Origin of the sequence: Anaeromyxobacter soli (genome assembly GCF_022808855.1) — a bacterium.
Taxonomy (GTDB): domain Bacteria; phylum Myxococcota; class Myxococcia; order Myxococcales; family Anaeromyxobacteraceae; genus Anaeromyxobacter; species Anaeromyxobacter soli.
Map to the genome: position 1 here is coordinate 1 of NZ_JAKZLF010000018.1, position 19,024 is coordinate 19,024.

17 protein-coding genes are annotated in these 19,024 nt (G+C 73.5%); 9 read left to right on the forward strand and 8 right to left on the reverse strand.

Features of this window, described 5'->3' with window-relative positions; translation table 11 throughout:
• Window positions 1-1,050 (reverse strand): DUF1565 domain-containing protein (locus MLV88_RS24180; protein ID WP_279324280.1); only part of this gene is annotated, 1,050 nt, incomplete at its 3' end.
• A gap of 277 nt (window positions 1,051-1,327) precedes the next feature.
• Here MLV88_RS24180 and MLV88_RS13460 point away from each other — a divergent pair.
• Complete coding sequence (locus MLV88_RS13460) at window positions 1,328-2,134, forward strand: alpha/beta fold hydrolase (RefSeq protein ID WP_242341520.1); 807 nt, start codon at window positions 1,328-1,330, stop codon at window positions 2,132-2,134.
• Between the two features lie 149 nt (window positions 2,135-2,283).
• Here MLV88_RS13460 and MLV88_RS13465 read toward each other — a convergent pair whose 3' ends face one another.
• The 4 genes from MLV88_RS13465 to gltX form a co-directional block, all read right to left on the reverse strand.
• On the reverse strand, window positions 2,284-2,871 hold the full coding sequence (locus MLV88_RS13465) for a DJ-1/PfpI family protein (RefSeq protein WP_242341519.1): 588 nt from the start codon (window positions 2,869-2,871) through the stop codon (window positions 2,284-2,286).
• Between the two features lie 106 nt (window positions 2,872-2,977).
• Window positions 2,978-3,493, reverse strand: a complete 516-nt coding sequence (locus MLV88_RS13470) for an arsinothricin resistance N-acetyltransferase ArsN1 family A (protein WP_242341518.1) — start codon at window positions 3,491-3,493, stop codon at window positions 2,978-2,980.
• 2 nt (window positions 3,494-3,495) lie between these two features.
• Window positions 3,496-5,823, reverse strand: a complete 2,328-nt coding sequence (locus MLV88_RS13475) for a glutamine--tRNA ligase/YqeY domain fusion protein (protein WP_243337682.1) — start codon at window positions 5,821-5,823, stop codon at window positions 3,496-3,498.
• Window positions 5,824-5,922: 99 nt separating this feature from the next.
• On the reverse strand, window positions 5,923-7,338 hold the full coding sequence (gene gltX, locus MLV88_RS13480; protein ID WP_242356860.1) for a glutamate--tRNA ligase: 1,416 nt from the start codon (window positions 7,336-7,338) through the stop codon (window positions 5,923-5,925).
• 37 nt (window positions 7,339-7,375) lie between these two features.
• On the opposite strand from gltX, the gene MLV88_RS13485 reads away from it, so the two are divergent.
• Window positions 7,376-7,888 carry a hypothetical protein gene (locus MLV88_RS13485; RefSeq protein WP_242340066.1) on the forward strand — a complete coding sequence of 171 codons (513 nt, stop codon included), beginning with the start codon at window positions 7,376-7,378 and terminating at the stop codon, window positions 7,886-7,888.
• Window positions 7,885-8,889 (forward strand): zinc metalloprotease, encoded by a 1,005-nt coding sequence (locus tag MLV88_RS13490; RefSeq protein WP_243337684.1) that lies wholly within the window; start codon window positions 7,885-7,887, stop codon window positions 8,887-8,889. Before MLV88_RS13485 ends, MLV88_RS13490 begins: the two co-directional genes overlap by 4 nt.
• Before the next feature lie 21 nt (window positions 8,890-8,910).
• On the opposite strand, the gene amrB is transcribed toward MLV88_RS13490, so the two are convergent.
• Window positions 8,911-9,708 (reverse strand): AmmeMemoRadiSam system protein B, encoded by a 798-nt coding sequence (gene amrB, locus MLV88_RS13495; protein ID WP_242340068.1) that lies wholly within the window; start codon window positions 9,706-9,708, stop codon window positions 8,911-8,913.
• A 173-nt stretch (window positions 9,709-9,881) separates the two neighbouring features.
• Between amrB and mrtX the strand changes: the two genes are divergently transcribed.
• From mrtX to MLV88_RS13510, 3 genes are all read left to right on the forward strand, one after another.
• Window positions 9,882-10,679: a myxosortase MrtX gene (gene mrtX, locus MLV88_RS13500; protein ID WP_243337686.1), complete on the forward strand. Its 798-nt coding sequence runs from the start codon at window positions 9,882-9,884 to the stop codon at window positions 10,677-10,679.
• Window positions 10,680-10,711: 32 nt separating this feature from the next.
• A complete protein-coding gene (locus MLV88_RS13505) occupies window positions 10,712-11,761 on the forward strand; it encodes a deoxyguanosinetriphosphate triphosphohydrolase (protein WP_243337688.1) in 1,050 nt (349 codons plus the stop codon).
• Window positions 11,762-12,546: 785 nt separating this feature from the next.
• Complete coding sequence (locus MLV88_RS13510; RefSeq protein ID WP_243337691.1) at window positions 12,547-13,758, forward strand: HNH endonuclease; 1,212 nt, start codon at window positions 12,547-12,549, stop codon at window positions 13,756-13,758.
• 364 nt (window positions 13,759-14,122) lie between these two features.
• Here MLV88_RS13510 and MLV88_RS13515 read toward each other — a convergent pair whose 3' ends face one another.
• A complete protein-coding gene (locus tag MLV88_RS13515) occupies window positions 14,123-14,971 on the reverse strand; it encodes a class II glutamine amidotransferase (RefSeq protein ID WP_242340071.1) in 849 nt (282 codons plus the stop codon).
• A 195-nt stretch (window positions 14,972-15,166) separates the two neighbouring features.
• Between MLV88_RS13515 and MLV88_RS13520 the strand changes: the two genes are divergently transcribed.
• From MLV88_RS13520 to MLV88_RS13530, 3 genes are read left to right on the forward strand one after another with little or no spacing between them, the layout of a single operon-like run.
• Entirely contained in the window at window positions 15,167-16,774 is a 1,608-nt protein-coding gene (locus tag MLV88_RS13520; protein WP_242340072.1) for an Hsp70 family protein, read from the forward strand.
• Window positions 16,775-16,792: 18 nt separating this feature from the next.
• The gene (locus MLV88_RS13525; protein ID WP_242340073.1) at window positions 16,793-17,359 is read left to right on the forward strand and encodes a J domain-containing protein; all 567 of its coding nucleotides are present in this window, start codon (window positions 16,793-16,795) and stop codon (window positions 17,357-17,359) included.
• Window positions 17,356-17,895, forward strand: coding sequence for a CvpA family protein (locus MLV88_RS13530; RefSeq protein WP_242361282.1), 540 nt, complete (start codon window positions 17,356-17,358; stop codon window positions 17,893-17,895). Before MLV88_RS13525 ends, MLV88_RS13530 begins: the two co-directional genes overlap by 4 nt.
• Before the next feature lie 6 nt (window positions 17,896-17,901).
• Here the strand turns inward: MLV88_RS13530 and clpX are convergent, their stop codons facing one another.
• Window positions 17,902-18,978: an ATP-dependent Clp protease ATP-binding subunit ClpX gene (clpX, locus tag MLV88_RS13535; RefSeq protein ID WP_243337693.1), complete on the reverse strand. Its 1,077-nt coding sequence runs from the start codon at window positions 18,976-18,978 to the stop codon at window positions 17,902-17,904.
• Between the last annotated feature and the right edge of the window lie 46 nt (window positions 18,979-19,024).

Below are 19,024 nucleotides of genomic sequence, written 5' to 3' on the forward strand. Positions count from 1 at the left end.
GTTTCCCGGGCTGCCGCCCGAGCCGCCCCCGCCACCGCCTGCACCGGTGTGGTCCACGAAGTCGCCGAGCGCGTTGCTCCACACCATCGCGCCGCCGCCCCCGCCACCGCCGCCCCCGCCCGCACCGAAGCGGCCCGCTTCCCCGATGCCGCCCACGGCGCTGCCGATGTGCCCGGCGTAACGAGCGTCGCTCACGCCTCCGAGCGAGGCGCCGCCAGGGGCGTTCGCGCCCGCCGCTCCGCTCGCGCCCGGAGACCCGTTCTTGCCCGCGATGGTCGTCGCGGTGCCGTACAGAATGCCGCCTGCGCCCCCGGCGCCGCCGCCCGTCCCCAGCCCACGCTGGCCGGCGGTTCCGTCGGTGGCGTATCCGCCCATCCCTCCGGCACCCCCCATGGATCCGAGAGTCCCCCCGGCTCCGCCCACGCCGGTGCACGTATTCTCCGTGCACGCCGCGGTTCCGTTCTCGCCAGGCTGTCCTACCTGTCCGCCCGGGGGCGTCCCGCCCGGGAGACCGGGCGCGCCGTCTCCTGCCTCGATGACGAGGGCGTGCAGCTGGACGTTGGACGAGGAGTCGAGCCGGACGCCGTAGGAGCTCCGCCCGAGCAGGGTCGCGGCCGCGCTGCGGATCGTGAGGCCGTCGAGGATGACGTTCGTCACCCCCCGGCCGAAGACGCCGTCGTTGCCGTGCAGGTCGCCAGAGCCGCCCTGCACGACCGTCACGTTCACGGACGGATTGCGGGCCCAGGCGGCGTCGTACCCTCCGTACACGGCGACGTCGTTCGCGAGCTCCAGCGTGCCTGGGTAGGTGCCCGCGGCGACGTGCACGTCGCCGCCTCCGAGCGCCGAGGCGGCCGCGATGCCGCGCGCGATCGTGGCGAACGGCGCTTGCGGGGTGCCGGCCGCGCTGTCCGACCCGGTGGTCGCGACGAACCAGCCCGCCGACTGTGGGTTGTTGGAGCCAGCGTCACCCGGATCGCTCGATCCGGAGCAGCCGGCGACGAGCGCCAGGGTGAAGGAGGGAAGGAGCAGTAACCGTAAAGTCCTCGTCATTGGTCCCCCAAAGGGTTACGGCGCTCGCCGGAAACCAAAGGCGTGCGGCCGGATGTCGCTGCACGCTGCGTGTACCAGATCCGGGCGCTCCACTGGAAGTGGGGTCCCCCGCCGACGGGACAGGGGCTCGGTGATCCGTATGACCCCAAGCGAATTCTCGCGGTCAGTCGAGCGCGGGGGTAGCGCTCGGACCCTGGGCGACACCGACACACTCGAGCTCTACGCCGACGGGCTGCGGTTCTTCGCTCGCGCAGCGGGTCCCGAGGACGGGCCGCTGGTGGTCCTGCTGCACGGGTTCCCCGAGCTGTCGCGCTCCTGGCACCACCAGCTCCCCGCCCTGGCGGCGGCAGGCTACCGCGCGGTCGCGCCGGATCTGCGCGGCTACGGGCGCACCGAGCGGCGAGGTCCGTACGACCTGCGCACGCTCGCGGGCGACGTGGCCGGGATGGTGCGCGCCCTCGGGCGCGAGCGCGCCGTCGTGTGCGGACACGACTGGGGTGGCGCGATCGCCTGGGCGGCGGCGACGTACGCGCCGCAGGTGGTGGAGCGGCTGGTGGTGCTGAACTGCCCGCACCCGGCGGCGTTCGCCCGCGAGCTTCGCGTGAACCCCCGCCAGCTCCTGCGCTCGCGCTACATGCTCGCCTTCCAGCTGCCGTGGCTGCCGGAGCGGCTCCTCGCGCGCGACCGCGCCGCCGCGATCGCGCGGGCGCTGCGCGGCGGCGCGTACCGGCGCGACGCCTTCCCGCGGGACGAGCTCGAGCGATACCGGGAAGCGTTCGCATCGCGCGAGGCGGCCGCCGCGGCGCTCGCCTATTACCGGGCAGCGTTCCGCGAGCGCGGAGCCTTCGGTCGCGCCGCCCGCGCCCGCCCGGTCTCGGCGCCGACGCTCGTGGTGTGGGGCGTCCGGGACCGCTTCCTCGGGCTCGAGACGATCGCGCCGGAGAAGCTCGCGCCCTGGTTCGCACCCGGGAACGCGCCGGCCGTGGTGCTCATCGCGGAGGCAGGACACTTCGTGCAGAACGAGGCGCCCGGCGAGGTGAACCGGGCGATCCTCACGTGGCTCGCGGAGACCGGGCGGGGGTAATCCGGCAGGGGAGCGGCCGAGTCCGCTCGCCCTTCGACGAGCCTCCGGGCGAGCGGACCCGCGCCGCGCGCAGGGCGCGCACGTCCTCGTACGGGTGGGGGGACGAGAGGCGCGAGGACGGCGCCGCCGCCGTCGTCCTGCCTCGAACCCTACGCCTCGACGCGCGAGCCGAGCACCTTCAGGAACTGCCGCATCCACTCCGGGTGCGCGGGCCAGGCCGGCGCGGTGACGAGCTTCCCGTCGGTGAAGGCGTTCGACGCGGTCGCGTTCACCTCGCCGAAGCGGGCGCCCGCGGCGGTGCACTCCGGACCGACGGCGGGGTAGGCGAGGCAGGCCTTCCCCTTCAGGACGCCCGCGGCGGCGAGGATCTGCGGGCCGTGGCAGATCGCGGCGATGGGCTTGTCGTCGCGCGCGAAGCCCTGTACGAGCTCGATGACGCGCGGATTGAGCCGCAGGTACTCGGGCGCGCGCCCCCCGGGGATGACGAGCGCGTCGTAGTCGCCCGGCCGGAGCTCCTCGAAGGCGGCGGTGATCGCGAAGCGGTGCCCGGGCAGCTCGACGTAGGTCTGATCGCCGACGAAGTCGTGCACCGCCGTCTTCACCGTGTCTCCGGGCCTCTTGCCTGGGCAGACGGTGTGGACCGTGTGACCGACCATCGTGAGGATCTGGTACGGCACCATCGCCTCGTAGTCCTCGACGAAGTCGCCGACGAGCATGAGGATCTTCTTCGCGGCCATGCGCTTCCTCCTTGCGGAGCGGGATGGCGCGAGGATGGCGTGAGGACAGGGGACCCGGCCCGTGCCTTGTGGGTTCGCCGAGGAGCGGCCGCGCTCCCGCCGCGACTCAACGCTCGCGAGCGTCCCCGACGAGCCGCTCCACGAGGAGCACGTCGCGCCAGGCGCCGTCGAGCCGCGCGTGGCGCCGATGCACGCCGACCTCGCGGAACCCCAGGGAGCGGCAGAGCGACGCGCTCGCGTGGTTCTCTACGAAGATCTTGCCGACGACCTTCCACGCGCCCGCGGCCTCGGCCGCCTGGAGGAGGGCCACGCCGAGGGCGCGTCCGACGCCCCGCCCGCGCCCGTCGCGGGCGACGTACACCGACAGCTCCAGCACGCCTGCGTAGCAGGGGCGGGCGCTCGTGGGGAACAGGGCGCCGTAGCCGAGCACGGCGCCCGCATCCTCCGCGACGACGACCGGGTTCACGAGCCACTCCGACACCTCCGCGGCGATCCGCGGCCGCGTCTCGAACGTGGCGGAGCGATCCTCGATGCCCTGGTTGTAGATGCGGGCGATCGCGTCCGCGTCCTCGGGACGGCCGGGGCGGCACGTCACGGGGAGGGGATCGACGTCGGCTCCCATGGCTACCCGAGCTTCTCCTCCAGCACCTTCCGCACCAGGGCCGCGTCGGCGGTGCCGCCGGTCTCGCGCATGGCGGCGCCGACCAGCACGCCGAAGAGCTTCTTCTCTCCGGCGCGGTACCGATCGGCCTCGGCCCGGCGCGCCTCGAGGGCGCGCGCGACGGCGGCCTCCACGGCGGCGCGGTCGGCCACCTTCTCGAGGCCGAGCGCCTTCATGCGCGCCTCGGGATCGCCCCCCTGCTCGACGAGCTCCGCGAGGAGCGTCTTGCCCGCCGCCGGGGTGAGGCGGCCGGCGTCGACGAGCGCGACCAGCCGGCCGAACGCGGCGGGCTGGAGCGGCAGGGACGCGAGCTCGCGATCGCGCGCGAGACCGGCGAGGTCGTTCACGAGCCAGCGCGCCACGGAGCGTGCGTTCGGGTGGACGGCGACGGCCGCGTCGAACCAGGTCGCGACCGCGGCGTCGGCGGAGAGGAGATCGGCCTCCTCCTCGGAGAGCGCGAGCGGCCCCGTGTAGCGGGCGTGGCGCGCGGCGAGCCCCGGGTCCGCGGCGCGCGCCTCGGCGCGCAGCTCGGCGCGGGCCTTCCGCGACGCCCCGGGCCCCGCCCCCTCGGCGCCGCCGGCCGGCGCGGGCTCCCGCCTCGCGCGCCGCGCCTCGGGCTTCACCGCGGTCCGCGCGGCCCACGTGTCCTTGAGCGTGATCGTCCGGTTGAACGCGGGCGCGCCGGGGCGCGAGTCCACCGGGTCCACGAAGAAGTAGCCCTGGCGGAGGAACTGCCAGCGCGTCCCCGGCGCCGCGTCCGCGAGGGCGGGCTCCACGCGGGCGCCCTTCGCGAGCACGAGCGAGTCGGGGTTCAGGGCCTGGAGGAAGTCGGGCTCGGCGTCGGGCTGCTCGACCGCGAAGAGCCGGTCGTAGAGCCGGACCTCCGCGGGGACCGAGCGCGTCGCGTGGACCCAGTGGATCGTGCCGGAGACCTTGCGCCGCTCGCCCTCGCCGCGCGAGGCCGGATCGTGCGTCGCCCGCACCGCGGTGATCGCGCCGGACGCGTCGCGCTCCACGCCCTCGCAGCGCACGACGTAGCCGCCGGCGAGCCGCACCTCGCGGCCGGGCGCGAGCCTCTTCCAGTCCTTCGGGGGCTCCTCGGAGAAGTCGTCCCGCTCGATGAGGAGCTCCCGGCCGAACGGCACCTTGCGGCTCCCGCCGCGGGCCGGCTCGGCGGGCCACCACGGGACGTCCAGCTCCTCGGTCCGGTCCGCGGGCCAGCTCTCGACGACCAGCCGGAGCGGGTTCAGCACCGCGAGCGCGCGCGGGGTGCGGCGCTCGAGGTCCCCGCGGATGGCGAACTCGAGCTTGCCGATGTCGACGACGCTGTTGTTCTTCGCGACGCCGATGAGGTCGGCGAAGTCGCGGAGCGCCTCGGGCGTCACGCCGCGCCGGCGCATCCCGGCGATGGTGGGCATGCGCGGATCGTCCCAGCCCGAGACGCGCCGCTCGTTCACGAGCTGCAGGAGCTTGCGCTTCGAGAGCACGGTGTAGCCGAGCGAGAGCCGGGCGAACTCGTACTGCCGGGGGCGCGGATCCCACGGCCCGAGGTTGTCGAGCACCCAGTCGTACAGCTCGCGGTTGGACTCGAACTCGAGCGTGCAGATGGAGTGCGTCACGCCCTCGAACGCGTCCTCGAGCGGATGGGCGAAGTCGTACATCGGGTAGATGCACCACCGGTCGCCAGTCCGGTGGTGGCTCGCGTGCCGGATCCGGTAGAGCAGCGGATCGCGCATGAGCACGTTCGGGTGCGCCATGTCGATCCGCGCGCGCAGGACGGCGGCGCCGTCCGGGAGCTCGCCGGCGCGCATGCGGTGGAGGAGGTCGAGGCTCTCGGCCGCCGGGCGATCGCGGAACGGGCTGTTCACTCCCGGTCGCTCGAAGCTGCCGCGCTGCTCGCGGATCCGATCCTGCGTCTGGCTGTCGACGTAGGCCTTGCCGTCGCGCACGAGCCGCTCGGCGCACGCGTACATCCGCTCGAAGAAGTCCGAAGCGTAGTAGAGGTGCCCGCCCCACTCGCAGCCGAGCCAGCGCACGTCCGCCTGGATGGCCTCGACGTACTCGGTCTCCTCCGTCACGGGGTTCGTGTCGTCGAAGCGCAGGTGGGTGTGCCCGCCGTACGCCCGGGCCAGGCCGAAGTTGAGGAGGATCGACTTCGCGTGGCCGATGTGGAGGAAGCCGTTCGGCTCGGGCGGGAAGCGCGTGACCACCCGGCCGCCGTTCCTGCCGGCGCGGAGGTCCGCCTCGACGATGTCGGCGAGGAAGTTCGAGGGGCGCGGGGCGTCGCTCATGGTGGCCGATGGTGGTATCGCAGCGCGCCACGCCCCGCAACCCTGCGGCGACCCCGCGGGCCCGGCGAACGCGAGGGTGCCGCGCCGCTCCCGGCGGGTTCAGCCGATGAGCCGGAGCGCGTCGTCGAGGCGGCGCAGCGTCTCTTCCTTGCCGAGGATCTGGACGACGTCGTACATGCCGGGCGAGGCCGTGCCGCCGGTGAGCGCGACGCGCACCGGCTGGGCGATCTTGCCGAGCCCGAGGCCGCGCTGCTCGGCCTCGGAGTGGAAGAGCTTCTCGATCGCCTCGGTCTCGAGCGCGTCCAGGCCGGCGAGGCCGCCGCGGATGGCCTCCAGGATGGGTTTCGTGTCGGCCGTCAGGAACTTGGCCTTCGCCTTGGGGTCGAGCGTGATCGGCGCGTAGAAGTAGCGGAACTGCTGCACGTACTCGCCGAAGGTGCGCGCCCGCTCGCGCGCCACCGCGCAGACGTGGCGGAGCTTCGCGTCATCGGCCGCGGGGAGCCCGGCGGCGAGGAAGTGGGGCAGGGCGTGCCGCGCGAGCTCCTCGTCCGAGAGCTTCTTCAGCCACTCGTGGTTCACCCAGGCCATCTTCTCCGGGTTGAACACGCCCGCCGTGGCGCCCACGTCCTTGAAGTCGAAGTACCGGACGAGCTCGTCGCGCGTGAAGATCTCCTGGTCCCCGTGGGACCAGCCGAGGCGCACGAGGTAGTTCACCACCGCCTCGGGCAGGTAGCCCATGTCGCGGTAGGCGGTGACGCTCGTCGCGCCGTGGCGCTTGGAGAGGCGCGTCTTGTCGGCGCCGAGGATCATGGGCAGGTGCGCGAACCGCGGGACCGGGTACCCGAGCGCCTGGTACATGAGGATCTGCCGGGCCGTGTTGTTCACGTGGTCGTCGCCGCGCGCGACGAGGTTGATCCCCATCGTCACGTCGTCGACGACCGCGCCGAAGTTGTAGAGGGGGACGCCGTCGCCGCGCAGGATCACCTCGTCCTGCAGCACCTCGTGGGAGGTCTCGATCGGCCCCTTCACGAGGTCGACGAACGTCGTCGAGCCCGTCTCGGGGACGCGGAACCGGATGACGTGCGGTCGGGAGGGATCGTAGGGGAGGCTCCGGCAGGTGCCCGGGTAGCGGAACTGGCGCTTCTCGGCCTCGGCCTGCTTGCGCTGGGCGTCGAGCGTCTCCTTCGTGCAGTAGCAGGCGTACGCCTTGCCCTCGCGGATGAGCCGCTCCGCGTGCTCCGCGTAGATCCCGAGGCGCTGCGTCTGGAAGTAGGGCCCGTGCGGGCCGCCGACGTCCGGCCCCTCGTCCCAGTCGAGGCCGAGCCAGCGCAGGCCGTCGAAGATCGCGTCCACCGCCGCCTGCGTCGAGCGCTCCCGATCCGTGTCCTCGATCCGCAGCACGAACGTGCCGCCGTTGCGTCGCGCCCACAGCCAGTTGAAGAGCGCGGTGCGGGCACCGCCGATGTGCAGGTATCCCGTGGGAGACGGGGCGAAGCGAACGCGGGGTGTGTCCATGGCGGGCGGAACCTAGCATGGGTAGAATCGCGCGCTGATGAAACCAACGACCGCGCTCCTCCTCGCCTCCCTGCTCGCGGGCGCGCCCGGCGCCGCGCGCGCGGCGACCTTCCTCGAGACGAGCGTCGAGGAGACCGCGCGCACCTCCGAGACCGTCGCGCGCGGCGTCGTCGAGCGCACGAGCTCGCGCTGGGCCGGAGCGCGCATCGTCACCGAGGTCGTCGTCCGCGTGACGAGCGCGTGGAAGGGCCGGCCGGGCGAGCGGCTCAGGCTGCTCGTGCCCGGCGGCAAGGTCGGCGAGATCGCGCAGACGGTGGACGCGGCGCCCACCTTCGAGGAGGGCGAGGAGGTCGTCGTCTTCGCGGGGCGGCGCGGGAACACCTGGCGCGTGAACGGCCTCGCGCTCGGGAAGTACCGGGTCGAGGACGGCATGGCGACGCCCGGCACCGAGGGCGCACGCTTCGCGCCGCGCGGCCTCGCCGCGGGGGAGCGCGCGGTCGGACGGATGTCCGTCGACGAGCTCGAGCGGCGCGTCCGGAGCGCGCGGTGAGCGCGCGCGCGGTGCGCCTCGCCGCCGCCGTCGCGGTGCTGCTCCTCGCGCCGCCCGCGGCGCGCGCCTACGAGCGCAGCACGAGCGGTAACGGGGCCGCGTTCTACTGGCAGGAGCGGACGGTCGGCTACCAGATCAACCCGCGCCGCGCCGCGTCCGCCCCCTCGTGCGCGGACACCTCCCAGTACGCGGACACCGCCGCGATGGAGGCGGTGCGCGCCGCGTTCCGCACCTGGACCGGCGCCGTGCAGGACTGCACCGATCTCCAGCTCGTGGACCAGGGCACCACCGACGTCGTGACGGCAGGCTACGACCCGCGGGCTTCGCGGAACGAGAACCTCGTGGTCTTCCGCGCGGGCTGGTGCTCCGACGTCGCGCCGAGCACGGACGCGTGCTGGAACGCCGGCTCGTGCGCGAACACCTACGACTGCTTCGAGGACGCGCAGCCGGCGGACCGGGCGACCATCGCGATCACCACCGTCACGCACGACGCCAACAGCGGGCGGATCTACGACGCCGACATCGAGTTCGCCGACTGGGACGGTCAGTCCGGCCCGCTCAGCTCCACCGCTGGTGCGACCCAGCCGCCGTACGGCTGGTACTTCACGTGCACGCCCACCGCGCAGTCGCCCTGCACGCTCTACGACCAGAGCGGCTGCACCTACGTGGACCTCCAGTCGAACGCGACGCACGAGATCGGCCACTTCATCGGCCTCGCCCATCCGTGCAACCTCGGCGACTCGGACTGCAACCCGCGGACGAGCCCGTACCGGGCGGTCGTCATGTTCCCGGCGGCGAGCCTGGGCGACGTGTCGAAGCGCACCCTCACCGCCGACGACCGGGCGGGCCTCTGCGCCATCTACCCGCGCGGCGGGGCCACGTGGACCTCCCCCGTGAAGGCGGCGGGGCGCGGCGGCTGCGCGTCGGCGGGCGGGGCGGGCGAGCTCGCCTCCGCGCTCCTCGCGCTCGCGGCGCTCGCGCGGCGCGGCCGCCGGCGCTGACGTTCCGCGGCGGCGGTCCCGTCAAACCACCGCGATCCCCGCGTAGCCGACGACCTGGTCGTCGTCCCCCGTCACCTCGCCGGAGTGGCCGTAGCGGACGAGCTCCGCCCGCGAGGCTCCCATGAGCCGCGCGGCGACGAGCATCACGGTGGCCGGCACGACGCCGCACATCGAGATGTCCTCGGCGTGGACCACCTCGTAGAGCCCCTCCGGATCGAGCGCGAGGATGCGCTCGATGGCGCGGTGATCCAGGCGCCGCGCGACCGTCGCGGGGAGGTAGTGGCTCATGTCGCTCGAGGCCACGACGAGCGCGCCGGCGGCGGAGGCCGCGTCGGCGACGGTCCTCCCGAGCGCCACGCAGTCCTCGAGCGCGAGGTGCGCGAGGCAGAGCGCGGCGATCGTGACGCCGGGCCGCGCGCGCTGGAGGAACGGCACCTGCACCTCGAGCGCGTGCTCGCGCGCGTGCGCGCTCGGGTCGGGGGTGACGAGGGGGGAGGCGGCGAGCGCCGCGGTGAGCTCCGCGTCCACCGGCACCTCGCCGAGCGGCGTGCGCCACGCGCCGCGTGCGGGCCAGAGCGCGGCGCCGGCGCCGAGCCCGGTGTGGTTCGGGCCGAGCACGACGACGCGCGCGGGGACCTCCACGCGCGCGTAGACCGCGCCCGCGATCGCGCCGGAGTAGACGTAGCCCGCGTGCGGCGCGACGAGGCCGCGCGCGCGGAGCTTCTCGCCCGCGCCCGAGAGGAACCCGTCCACCTGCGAGGCGAGCGCGGCGGCCTCGGCGGTGTAGAACCGCCCGGCGACGGCGGGGGCCCGATCCATGCGGCGAGTATAGGGTCCTCCCAGGGCGACGGCCGACCGGAGCGGGCCCGCCCGGCGGAGGTGACCGGCCCGGAGGCAGCGGCGAGGGCGGGCGCTCGCTCGCGCCGCCGCGGCGCACGCGCGCGCACACGCGGCGGGTTGACGCTCCGCGCTACCCGTGCGATCCCGGCCCGGTGCAGAGGACGTCCGCCGACCCGCGCACCGCCGCCCCGCTCCAGCGGAGGACGCCCGCCCCCGATCCGCCTCGCGTGCTCGTGCGGACCTGGCTCCTCGCCGTCGGCGGGCTCGCGCTCGCGAAGCTCCTCTCCTACGTCGAGCCGTCGGGGCTCCTCGCCGGGAACCTCGCCGGGGTCGCCGCCTTCCTGTTCATCGCGCTCCCCGACGGCCGCCTGCGGGCGCGCCACGACCCGTGGGCCGCCTACGGCGTCCCCCGCCTCGCCCCGCGGGACCCCGCCACCTGGCGCGCGCTCGGCCGGGGCGCGCTGCAGGGGCTCCTCGTCTGCGCGGTGGTGTTCCCCGTCTTCGCCGCGCTGTTCTGGCTCTACGCGGAGGCGCTCCCGCACCTGCCCGGGGCGATCGCGCGGGTCGTCGCGCCGTACGGCATCGCCCCGCGGCTGTCGGCGCGGCTCCCGGAGCGCGTGCTCCTCCTCGTCGTGGTGCAGTTCCTCGTCGTGGCCGCGCCGGAGGAGCTCTTCTACCGGGGCTGGATGCAGACGAGCTGGGCCCGCTCCGCGCCGGAGCGCGGCGTCACGGTGCTCGGCGCGCGCCTCGGGGCGGGGTTCCTCTGGACACAGGCGCTCTTCGCGCTCGGCCACCTGGTGGTGCTGGAGCCCTGGCGCCTCGCGACCTTCCTGCCCGGGCTCCTGTTCGGGTGGGTCCGAGAGCGCACGGGCGGGCTCGTCGCCCCGGTCGTGGTGCACGCGCTCGCGAACGTCTTCCTCGCGACGCTGGAGGCGAGCTTCTACGGGTGACAGGCCGGGGGCCGGGCGCTAGAAAGCGGCGCATGCCCGGGACCATCCGCGAGATGCTCGAGGAGCTCGAGGAACGGACGCTGCACCCGCGGGCCGCGCGGGCGTCGCAGTCCCGCGGGCGCGAGCGCCCGGAGCCGGAGGACGACGAGCGGCCCTCGTTCCAGCGCGATCGGGACAGGCTCGTCCACTCGAAGGCCTTCCGCCGCCTCGCCGGCAAGACGCAGGTCTTCCTCGCGCCGCGCGGCGATCACTACCGCACGCGCCTCACCCACACGCTCGAGGTCGGGCAGGTCGCGCGCTCCATCGCCCGCGCGCTCCGGCTGAACGAGATGCTGGTCGAGGCGATGGTCATGGGGCACGACCTCGGCCACACGCCGTTCGGGCACGCCGGGGAGCGCATCCTGAACGACGTCGTGCCGGGCGGCTTCCACCACGTCATCCAGTCGGTGCGCGTCGTGGACGTGCTCGAGAACGACGGGCAGGGGCTGAACCTCACCGCCGAGGTGCGGGACGGGATCCTGCGCCACTCGAAGGGGAAGGGGAACGTGCTGCTCAAGGGGAGCGGCGCGAAGGCGCTCACCCTCGAGGCCGAGATCGTCCGGCTCAGCGACATCATCGCTTACGTGAACCACGACCTCGACGACGCCGTGCGGGCCGGGCTCTTCGAGGAGGCGGACGTCCCGGCGCCGATCCGCGGGGTGCTCGGCGGCGGCGGCACCTCGCGGTACCGCACGCTCATCCGCGACGTCATCCGCCGCTCCGACGTGGACGGGGGCGGCCACATCGAGATGTCGCCGGACGTGCACGAGGCGCTGCTCGCGCTGCGCGACTTCCTGTACGCGCGCGTCTACGAGAACCCCGTCGTCCACGACGAGTTCGTGAAGGCGCAGCGGATCCTGCGCGATCTCCACGACTGGTGCGTCGAGGATCCCGGGCGGCTGCGCGAGCGGCACGGCGTGGTCGCGCGCGAGGGCGATCCGCCGCAGCGGGCCGTGATCGACTGGCTCTCCGGGATGACCGACCGCTTCGCCATCGGCGTGTGGGAGGGGATCTTCGTCCCCCGCCCGTGGAGCGTGGTCTGACCGGCGTCCGTCCCGGGATCGAGTCCGCCAGAGCGGGCAGCGCCGACCAGGTCGGCCGCCGCCAGGCGAGCGACGCGAGCCCGCCGGGGCGACGCCGCGGAAGCGGCGAAGCCGCTCGCGGCGGCGCACGGGACCCGGCGAGCCGGGGTGGGGCCCCGACGAGCTTCGCTCGGCGGGGCGGGGGCGCAGCCCTCATCATTCGTCACAAGTGCGGGTACTCGCCGGACGAGCGGCGGGTATTTCGACCACGGCTCCCGTGCGCATGGCGGATTCGGGGCATCGACGGGGTCGGCGCAGCGCTCGTGCTCGACCCCGATGAACGCGGGAAGGCGTCGGAGCAGGCGAGCGTCTCGCCGTATCGAAACCGGGCCCAGCGACGGCGTGACTTCGCGCGGGGAGCTCGCGGACTTCTCGACGGCGCCTCCGCAGCTCGCCCCGAAGCACGCCCTGGAGCGTCGCGGAAGTCGACCGTATTCACCCTGGGTGTCAACTATCGCCAGCGGTAGTGCCGGTCGGTGCCGCGGCTCTTCTCGCGACGAGGCAAGACGTCCCAGATGCGGTGGGTGAGACATTTCCCATTGACGCATTTTCGCTTCAATCGCGCTCGGCATATGAGTAGGCGCGGGAGGGCCGCTCTCGCGCACGCTTCTCGCGCGTGAAGCGCGCGCCGATCGCCTTGGGGCAACGACGAGGGTTCGCCGGAGAACGCCGCGCAGGCGCGAGCCTGGAGCGTCTCCGGAGCTCCGGAAATCGCGTGTTACGAAGGGTGTACTGGAGGTCACCCCATGTCCGCGCTCGCCCCCGCTTCTCTCGAGTCGAACGTTCTCGCCCTGCGCCTGCGCGAGCTCGCCGGAGAGGAACGAAAGGTCCAGGTCGACTTCCTCCTGCACCTCGACGAGTTCGATCGGCGCCGCGCCTTCGTCGAGGTCGGCCATGCGTCCCTCTGGGCCTATTGCCTGGAGGCGCTCCACCTGCGCGAGGGCGCCGCTGGCCGGCGCATCCAGGCGATGCGGGTGCTGCGCCGCTTCCCGATCCTCGAGGCTCCGCTGCGGGATGGGCGCCTTTGCCTATCCACCGTGGCGCTCCTCGGCCAGGTGCTCACCGAGGAGAACGTGGACGATCTCCTCGCTCGCGCCGCCTTCCGGACGCGGGCCGAGGTCGAGCACCTCGTCGTCTCCGTCCAGGCCCGCACCGCTCCGCGCGCAGGCGTCCGCAAGCTGGCCGAGCGCGCGCCCGCCGCAGCGAGCGCATCGCTACCGCTCCCGGCGTCCGATGCAGGGGCCGAGGCGGCGCCAGTGGCCAGCCCTGCTGAGCCGACCGTCGGCCCGGACCCCACCGCCGGCTCGCTGCCGGCGCCCCCGCCCACGGTCGCGCAGCCGAAGCGAAGGGCCGAGACGCTCGCCGTCTCGGAGACGCATTGGTCGCTCCGGGTCACCCTCGACCGCGCCTGCAAGGAGGACCTCGAGACGCTCCGGTCGCTTCTGTCGCACAAGGTCCCGGATGGCGACCTCGCGGCGGTGCTCCACGAGGCCATCCGCTGCGCCATCCAGAAGCACGGCAAGCGCAAGGGCGCGGTCGCGCCGGAGCGGAAGACGAAGGGAGCGAAGCAGGCCGGGACGACGAAGGCCGCCGCGACGAAGAAGACCGCGGGGAAGCCGCCGGCTGCGAGGACCACGATCCCGGCGATAGTGCGCCGCGCGGTGTGGACGCGCGATGGCGGGCGCTGCGCCTGGGTCGGCCCGGACGGCTGCCGCTGCAACAGCCGCTGGAAGCTCGAGCTCGACCACATCCAGCCCGCCGCCCTCGGGGGACCGCCCACGGTCGAGAATCTTCGGCTCGCCTGCCGAGCCCACAATCTGCTTCACGCGGAGAGCACCTTCGGGCGCGAGCACATGGATCGCTTCCGCCGCGATGCGAGCGACAGGCCGACACCGCTCTCGCGCGCTGACGTGGCGCCTCTGCGTCCCGTCATGCAGCTGGGGATGTGGGGGCAGTGACCCAGCGGCGCCCCGGAGTTGGCCGAAGCTCCAGCGGACCGAGGACCGGTTCGCATGGCCGCGCGGCTAGAGCGTCGACTCGCCGCTCGCGTCCTTCCGGGCTTCCGAACCCCTGCGCCCCCGCCGGTGGCGCTCACCGCCCTGCCGCCCGCAGTGCTCCGCCCGGAGCGTTCCCGGCGCGCGCGGGTGCCGACCCGTCGATGCCCAGCCGGAGCGCGCGGTGCGCCGCTAGTCCGACCAGAGCCGCTCCCCCGGTCAGCAGCCGAAGATGTGACGAATCCTCAGGGCGCAGCCCCCGTTCGAACATCCCTGAACGACAGCGTGATTCGCGTCACCGAAGGTGGCGCGAATCTCGAACTGTCGTTCAGGGACCGTTGAGGCTCGACACCGACACCTGCAGGGAGCGGCTCACCGCGACGACGCTCCCCTCCGGGACCTCGATGAAGCCGTTGGGGGCGAGGAGCCGCGTGGCGAACGCCACCGCCTTCACCCGCCGGTGCGGCCGCACGCGCGGGTCGCTCTCGGGCGTGTCGAGGCCGATCTCGTCGAGGGGGCACGGGACGATGCCCTCGTAGAGCGCGTAGAAGAGCGGTCCTCCCCGGCGCGTCGCGACCATGATCCGCCCGTTCGTCGCCACGAACACGAGCCGGCTCGCCTTCTGCTCCCCCGCCTCGCGCGCCCACGCCTCGAGCTGACGCACCGTCCGCGCGAGCGCGCGGCCCGCGGTGGCCGCGTCGAGGTCGAGGTCGTCGAGGCGGCCGTCGTCCTTGAGGTGCTTCGCGAACAGCATGAACGCGTGCTCGGAGGAGCTCTCCCCCGCGATCTGCCGGCGGAGGTGGTCGGGGATCGCCGAGAGGAGCCTGGGGCGGATACCCTCCCACCCCGCGACGGTCCCCGCGTGCGCGAAGAGCCAGCGGCGGTAGCGGAACGGCTGGGTGTTCTCGTCCTTGGAGGCGAGGCCGGACGAGAGGCGTGCGTGGACGAGCAGCGCCTCCGAGTCGACCTTCCCCACGAGCTCGGGGAGGGAGAGCGGAGCGGTCGCCCCCGACGGACGCTTCCCGAGCAGCACGTTCCCGGCCGTGTAGTAGCCGAAGCCGTAGGCCAGCGGGAGGGTGTCCCCCTCGCCCTGCAGCGACACGTGCGACCTGAGCCGCTCCAGCTGGCACCGGAGCAAGCTGTCATCGGTCTGAAGGACCGCGACGAGCGCGCCCATGTATCCGTTCTCCTCGGGTCGACGAACCCTGCGGCGAGAGATCACCTCGCCACTCGAAACAGTAATAACCGGGGGCGCGCCTCGGGGCCGGCGTCGGTCGCCGAACGCCCACACGAGGGGGGGGTCGCTCGTTTGACAGCCTGTCGAAGCCGCCGCTAGGATGCGCTAACCCGGCGAAACCGCTGGACAACATCCATGAGCGACGACATCGCGGTCGGAATCGATCTCGGAACCAGCTACAGCGCCGTCGCCGCCGTCACCCAGGCCGGCGCGTCCCCGCAGGTACTCCCGAACGAGTGGGGGGACCGCACGCATGCCTCGGTCGTGTCCTTCCTCGAGGACGGCTCCGTCCTCGTCGGGAACGACGCGAAGAAGAACATCATCACGAACGCCGAGAGCACCGTGTACTCGGCGAAGCGGCTCATCGGGCGCTTCTTCTTCTCCGACGAGGTGAAGAAGGCGCAGGCGGTGATGCCGTACCGGATCGTGGAGGGGCCGAACAACGCGGTCCGCCTGCAGGTGCGCGACCGCGACCTCGCCGTGCCGGAGGTCTCGGCGCTCGTCCTGAAGGAGATGAAGGCGATCGCCGAGACCGCCCTCGGGCGCGACGTGAAGAAGGCCGTCATCACCTGCCCGGCGTACTTCAACGACAACCAGCGCCAGGCGACGAAGGACGCGGGCCGCATCGCCGGCCTCGAGGTGCTGCGCATCATCAACGAGCCGACCGCGGCCGCGCTCGCCTACGGGTTCGGCCGGGACATCTCCCAGAAGATCTGCGTCTACGACCTCGGCGGCGGCACGTTCGACGTGTCGATCCTCGAGATCGGCAAGGACGTCTTCGAGGTCCTCTCGACCGCGGGCGACACGTACCTCGGCGGCGACGACTTCGACGACCGGATCATGACGTGGCTCGCGGACGACTTCCTCGCGCGGCACGGGCTCGACCTCCGGCAGAACAAGTTCTGCCTGCAGATGCTGAAGGAGGCGGGCGAGCGCGCGAAGATCGAGGTGGGGCGGGACGGGGTGGCGAGCATCCACGTCCCCGGGATCTGCCAGTCGCCGGAGGGCGAGGTGCTCGACCTGCGCGGCAAGCTCACCACCGACCAGTTCAACCGGATGGTCATGGATCTCGTCCAGCGCACCTTCAAGGTCTGCGACGAGGCGCTCCAGTCGGCGCGGCTCACCGCGGGTGACGTCGACGCGGTCATCCTGGTCGGCGGCCCGACGCGGTTGCCGATCGTCCGCAACAGCGTCCGGCACTACTTCCAGAAGGAGCCGATGTCCGGGATCGACCCCGACGAGGCGGTCGCCCTCGGGGCCGCGCTGCAGGCGCACGCGCTCCTGAACCGGAACGCCGCCGAGCACGGCCAGGCGAGCTACCTGCTCGACGTGACCCCGCTGTCGCTCCGCGTCGGCACCGTGGGCGGCTTCACCGAGAAGATCATCGACAAGAACACCCCCATCCCCATCGAGAAGTCGAAGACCTTCACGACGAGCCGCGACGGCCAGGACCGCGTGAAGATCCGCGTCTACCAGGGGGAGTCGAACCGCGCGGAGGGCTGCGAGCTCCTCGGAGAGTTCGAGTTCAAGGGCTTCCGGGTGGCGCAGCGCGGCGCGGTGCAGATCCAGGTGACGTTCGAGATCGACTCGAACGGCATCGTCAACGTCTCCGCCGCGGACCTCGAGACGGGCCAGCGCACCTCCACCACGATCAGCCTCTCGTCGGGGCTCTCGGAGCAGGACCTCCGCGCGGCGATCGACCACAACGCCGAGCTCGAGCTCGCCCACGGCCCGCGCGCCTAGGCCGACGGAGGCAAGACGATGGACGCCCAGTTCCTCATCGAGGTGGAGACGCTGGCCGGCGCGCTGGATCAGCTCGACTACTTCGCGATCCTGAAGCTCCCGCAGGGCGCCACGCCCGCGGAGATCAAGGCCGCCTACTACCGCGAGTCGCGCGCGTACCACCCGGACCGCTTCGCCGCGTTCCCCAACGCCGCCCTGCGCGACCTCGTCGGCCGGATCTACCGGCGCATCAACGAGGCGTACACGGTGCTCCGCGACGACCGGAAGCGCGCGCGCTACCAGGCCGACGTCTCCGGGCCCGACCGCGCCGCGAAGCTGCGCTTCACCGAGGTCGAGGAGGCCGCGGTGAAGGACGAGCAGAAGCGGAAGCTCGAGGAGCAGCTCGGGCAGACGCCGAACGGCCGGAAGTTCTACGCGGCGGCGCTCGTCGAGATCGAGGCCGCTCGCCTCGAGGGCGCGGAGCGCGCGCTGAAGAGCGCGCTCATGTACGAGCCCGAGAACGCCCGCTTCAAGGAACAGCTCGCCACGGTGCAGCGCGAGCTCGACAGGGGGCGCGCGAAGGGCGACGCCTTCAAGATCAAGTGACCGGCACGACGATCGATCTCGCGGCGCTCGCGGCGGTGGCGCTCGCCGCCGTGCTGGGCGCGTCGTCGGGGGCCCTCCGGCAGCTGGTCCAGCTCGCGGCGGTGGCCGCCGGAGGCCTCGCCGCGCACCACCTGGCCGTGCCCGTGGCGGCCGGCCTCGGCCGGTTCGCGTCCGCCCCCGTCGCGCGCGTCGTCGCGCCCACGTTCCTGTTCCTCGGCGTCTCCGCGCTGATCTCGCTCGTCGGCGGCGCGCTGCTGCGCGGCACCGCGGCCGCGCGCGCCGTGCGCGGCCCTGCCGACCGCGGGCTGGGCGCGCTCCTCGGCGGCGTGAAGGGCGCGCTCGGCGCCTGGGTGCTGCTCTCGATCCTCGCCCTCGCGGGCCGCCTCGCTCCCGAGGGGCTCGCGCGGGCGCTGCGCTCGAGCCAGCTCGTGGATCTCGCGGGGCGGTACGACCTCGTCGAGCGCGTCGCGCCGGACGGCGCGAGGACGCTCGAGCGGTTCCGGACGCGCGGGGAGGGCGAGCCCGAGCGGCGCTGAGGTCCCTCAGTGGAGCGTCGCCGGGTCGATCCTGTCCACGCGACGCCGGACCCAGGCCGCGTCGACCGTCGCGCGCGTGCCGCGCCGCTCCGGCGCCTCGAAGAGCAGATCGGCGACGACCTCCTCGACGACGCCGCGCAGGCCGCGCGCGCCGAGCCCGCGGTCCGTCGCGAACCGCACGATCTCCCTCAGCGCCCCGTCGGTGAACGCCAGCTCGACGCCGTCGGCCGAGAGCAGCTCCTTCACCTCGCGCACGATCGCGTCGGGCGGACCGGTGAGGACGGCGAGGAGCTCCTCCTGCGAGAGCTCGTCCAGCTGGACGACGACCGGCAGCCGCCCGAGGAACTCGGCGAGCATCCCGTACTCGAGGAGGTCCTTCTGGCGGATCGCCCGCGCCGCGCGCCGGCGGCCGTCGCGCGCGCCGAAGCCGAGGCCGCGCCCCTCGGCCGCGTAGGCGAAGACGTCCGTGAACGTCCCGGCGCAGACGAAGAGCACGTCGGTCGTGTCGACCGGGATCGCCTCCTGGCGAGACCAGTGCGGAGCGGCGTCGAGGGGGACGGTGACCTCGCGCCCCTCGAGGAGCTTCAGGAGGGCCTGCTGCACGCCCTCGCCCCCGATGTCGCGCGAGCCGACGCCGCTGCGGTGCCCCTGCGTCCGCCGGGCGATCTTGTCCACCTCGTCGATGAAGACGATCCCGCGCTGCGCCTCCTCGACGGCGTGCCCCGCCTTCGCGAGCAGCTCCGTGATGATCAGCTCGACGTCCTTGCCGTAGTACCCGGCCTCGGTGAACTCCGTGGCGTCGGCCACGTGGAAGGGGACGTCGAGGATCTGCGCGAGGTTCCGCGCGAGGTGCGTCTTCCCGCAGCCGGTCGGGCCGATGAGCAGCACGTTCGACTTGCGGATGGGCACCTGCCGGCGCGTGCGCCGGAGGGCGGTGCGCTTCAGGTGGTTGTACGCGGCGCTCGCGAGCGCGCGCTTGGCGCGCTCCTGGCCGACGACGAACCGGGAGAGCCGCTCGACGATGTCGCGCGGCGTGGGGATGGCTGGGCGCTCGTCCAGGCGGAGCGGCTGGGGCGGCTTCACACCGGAACGGTCGGCCCGGGGGCCGCCGCGCGCAACCCCGAGCGGC

Bases quoted from the DNA above. Each gene is read 5' to 3' on its own strand.
- amrB (WP_242340068.1), bottom strand. From the start codon at position 9,708: ATGGATCGGGCCCCCGCCGTCGCCGGGCGGTTCTACACCGCCGAGGCC.
- MLV88_RS13525 (WP_242340073.1), top strand. From the start codon at position 16,793: ATGGACGCCCAGTTCCTCATCGAGGTGGAGACGCTGGCCGGCGCGCTG.
- MLV88_RS13510 (WP_243337691.1), top strand. From the start codon at position 12,547: ATGTCCGCGCTCGCCCCCGCTTCTCTCGAGTCGAACGTTCTCGCCCTG.
- MLV88_RS13485 (WP_242340066.1), top strand. From the start codon at position 7,376: ATGAAACCAACGACCGCGCTCCTCCTCGCCTCCCTGCTCGCGGGCGCG.
- MLV88_RS13520 (WP_242340072.1), top strand. From the start codon at position 15,167: ATGAGCGACGACATCGCGGTCGGAATCGATCTCGGAACCAGCTACAGC.
- MLV88_RS13475 (WP_243337682.1), bottom strand. From the start codon at position 5,823: ATGAGCGACGCCCCGCGCCCCTCGAACTTCCTCGCCGACATCGTCGAG.
- MLV88_RS13465 (WP_242341519.1), bottom strand. From the start codon at position 2,871: ATGGCCGCGAAGAAGATCCTCATGCTCGTCGGCGACTTCGTCGAGGAC.
- MLV88_RS13505 (WP_243337688.1), top strand. From the start codon at position 10,712: ATGCCCGGGACCATCCGCGAGATGCTCGAGGAGCTCGAGGAACGGACG.
- MLV88_RS13515 (WP_242340071.1), bottom strand. From the start codon at position 14,971: ATGGGCGCGCTCGTCGCGGTCCTTCAGACCGATGACAGCTTGCTCCGG.
- MLV88_RS13470 (WP_242341518.1), bottom strand. From the start codon at position 3,493: ATGGGAGCCGACGTCGATCCCCTCCCCGTGACGTGCCGCCCCGGCCGT.
- gltX (WP_242356860.1), bottom strand. From the start codon at position 7,338: ATGGACACACCCCGCGTTCGCTTCGCCCCGTCTCCCACGGGATACCTG.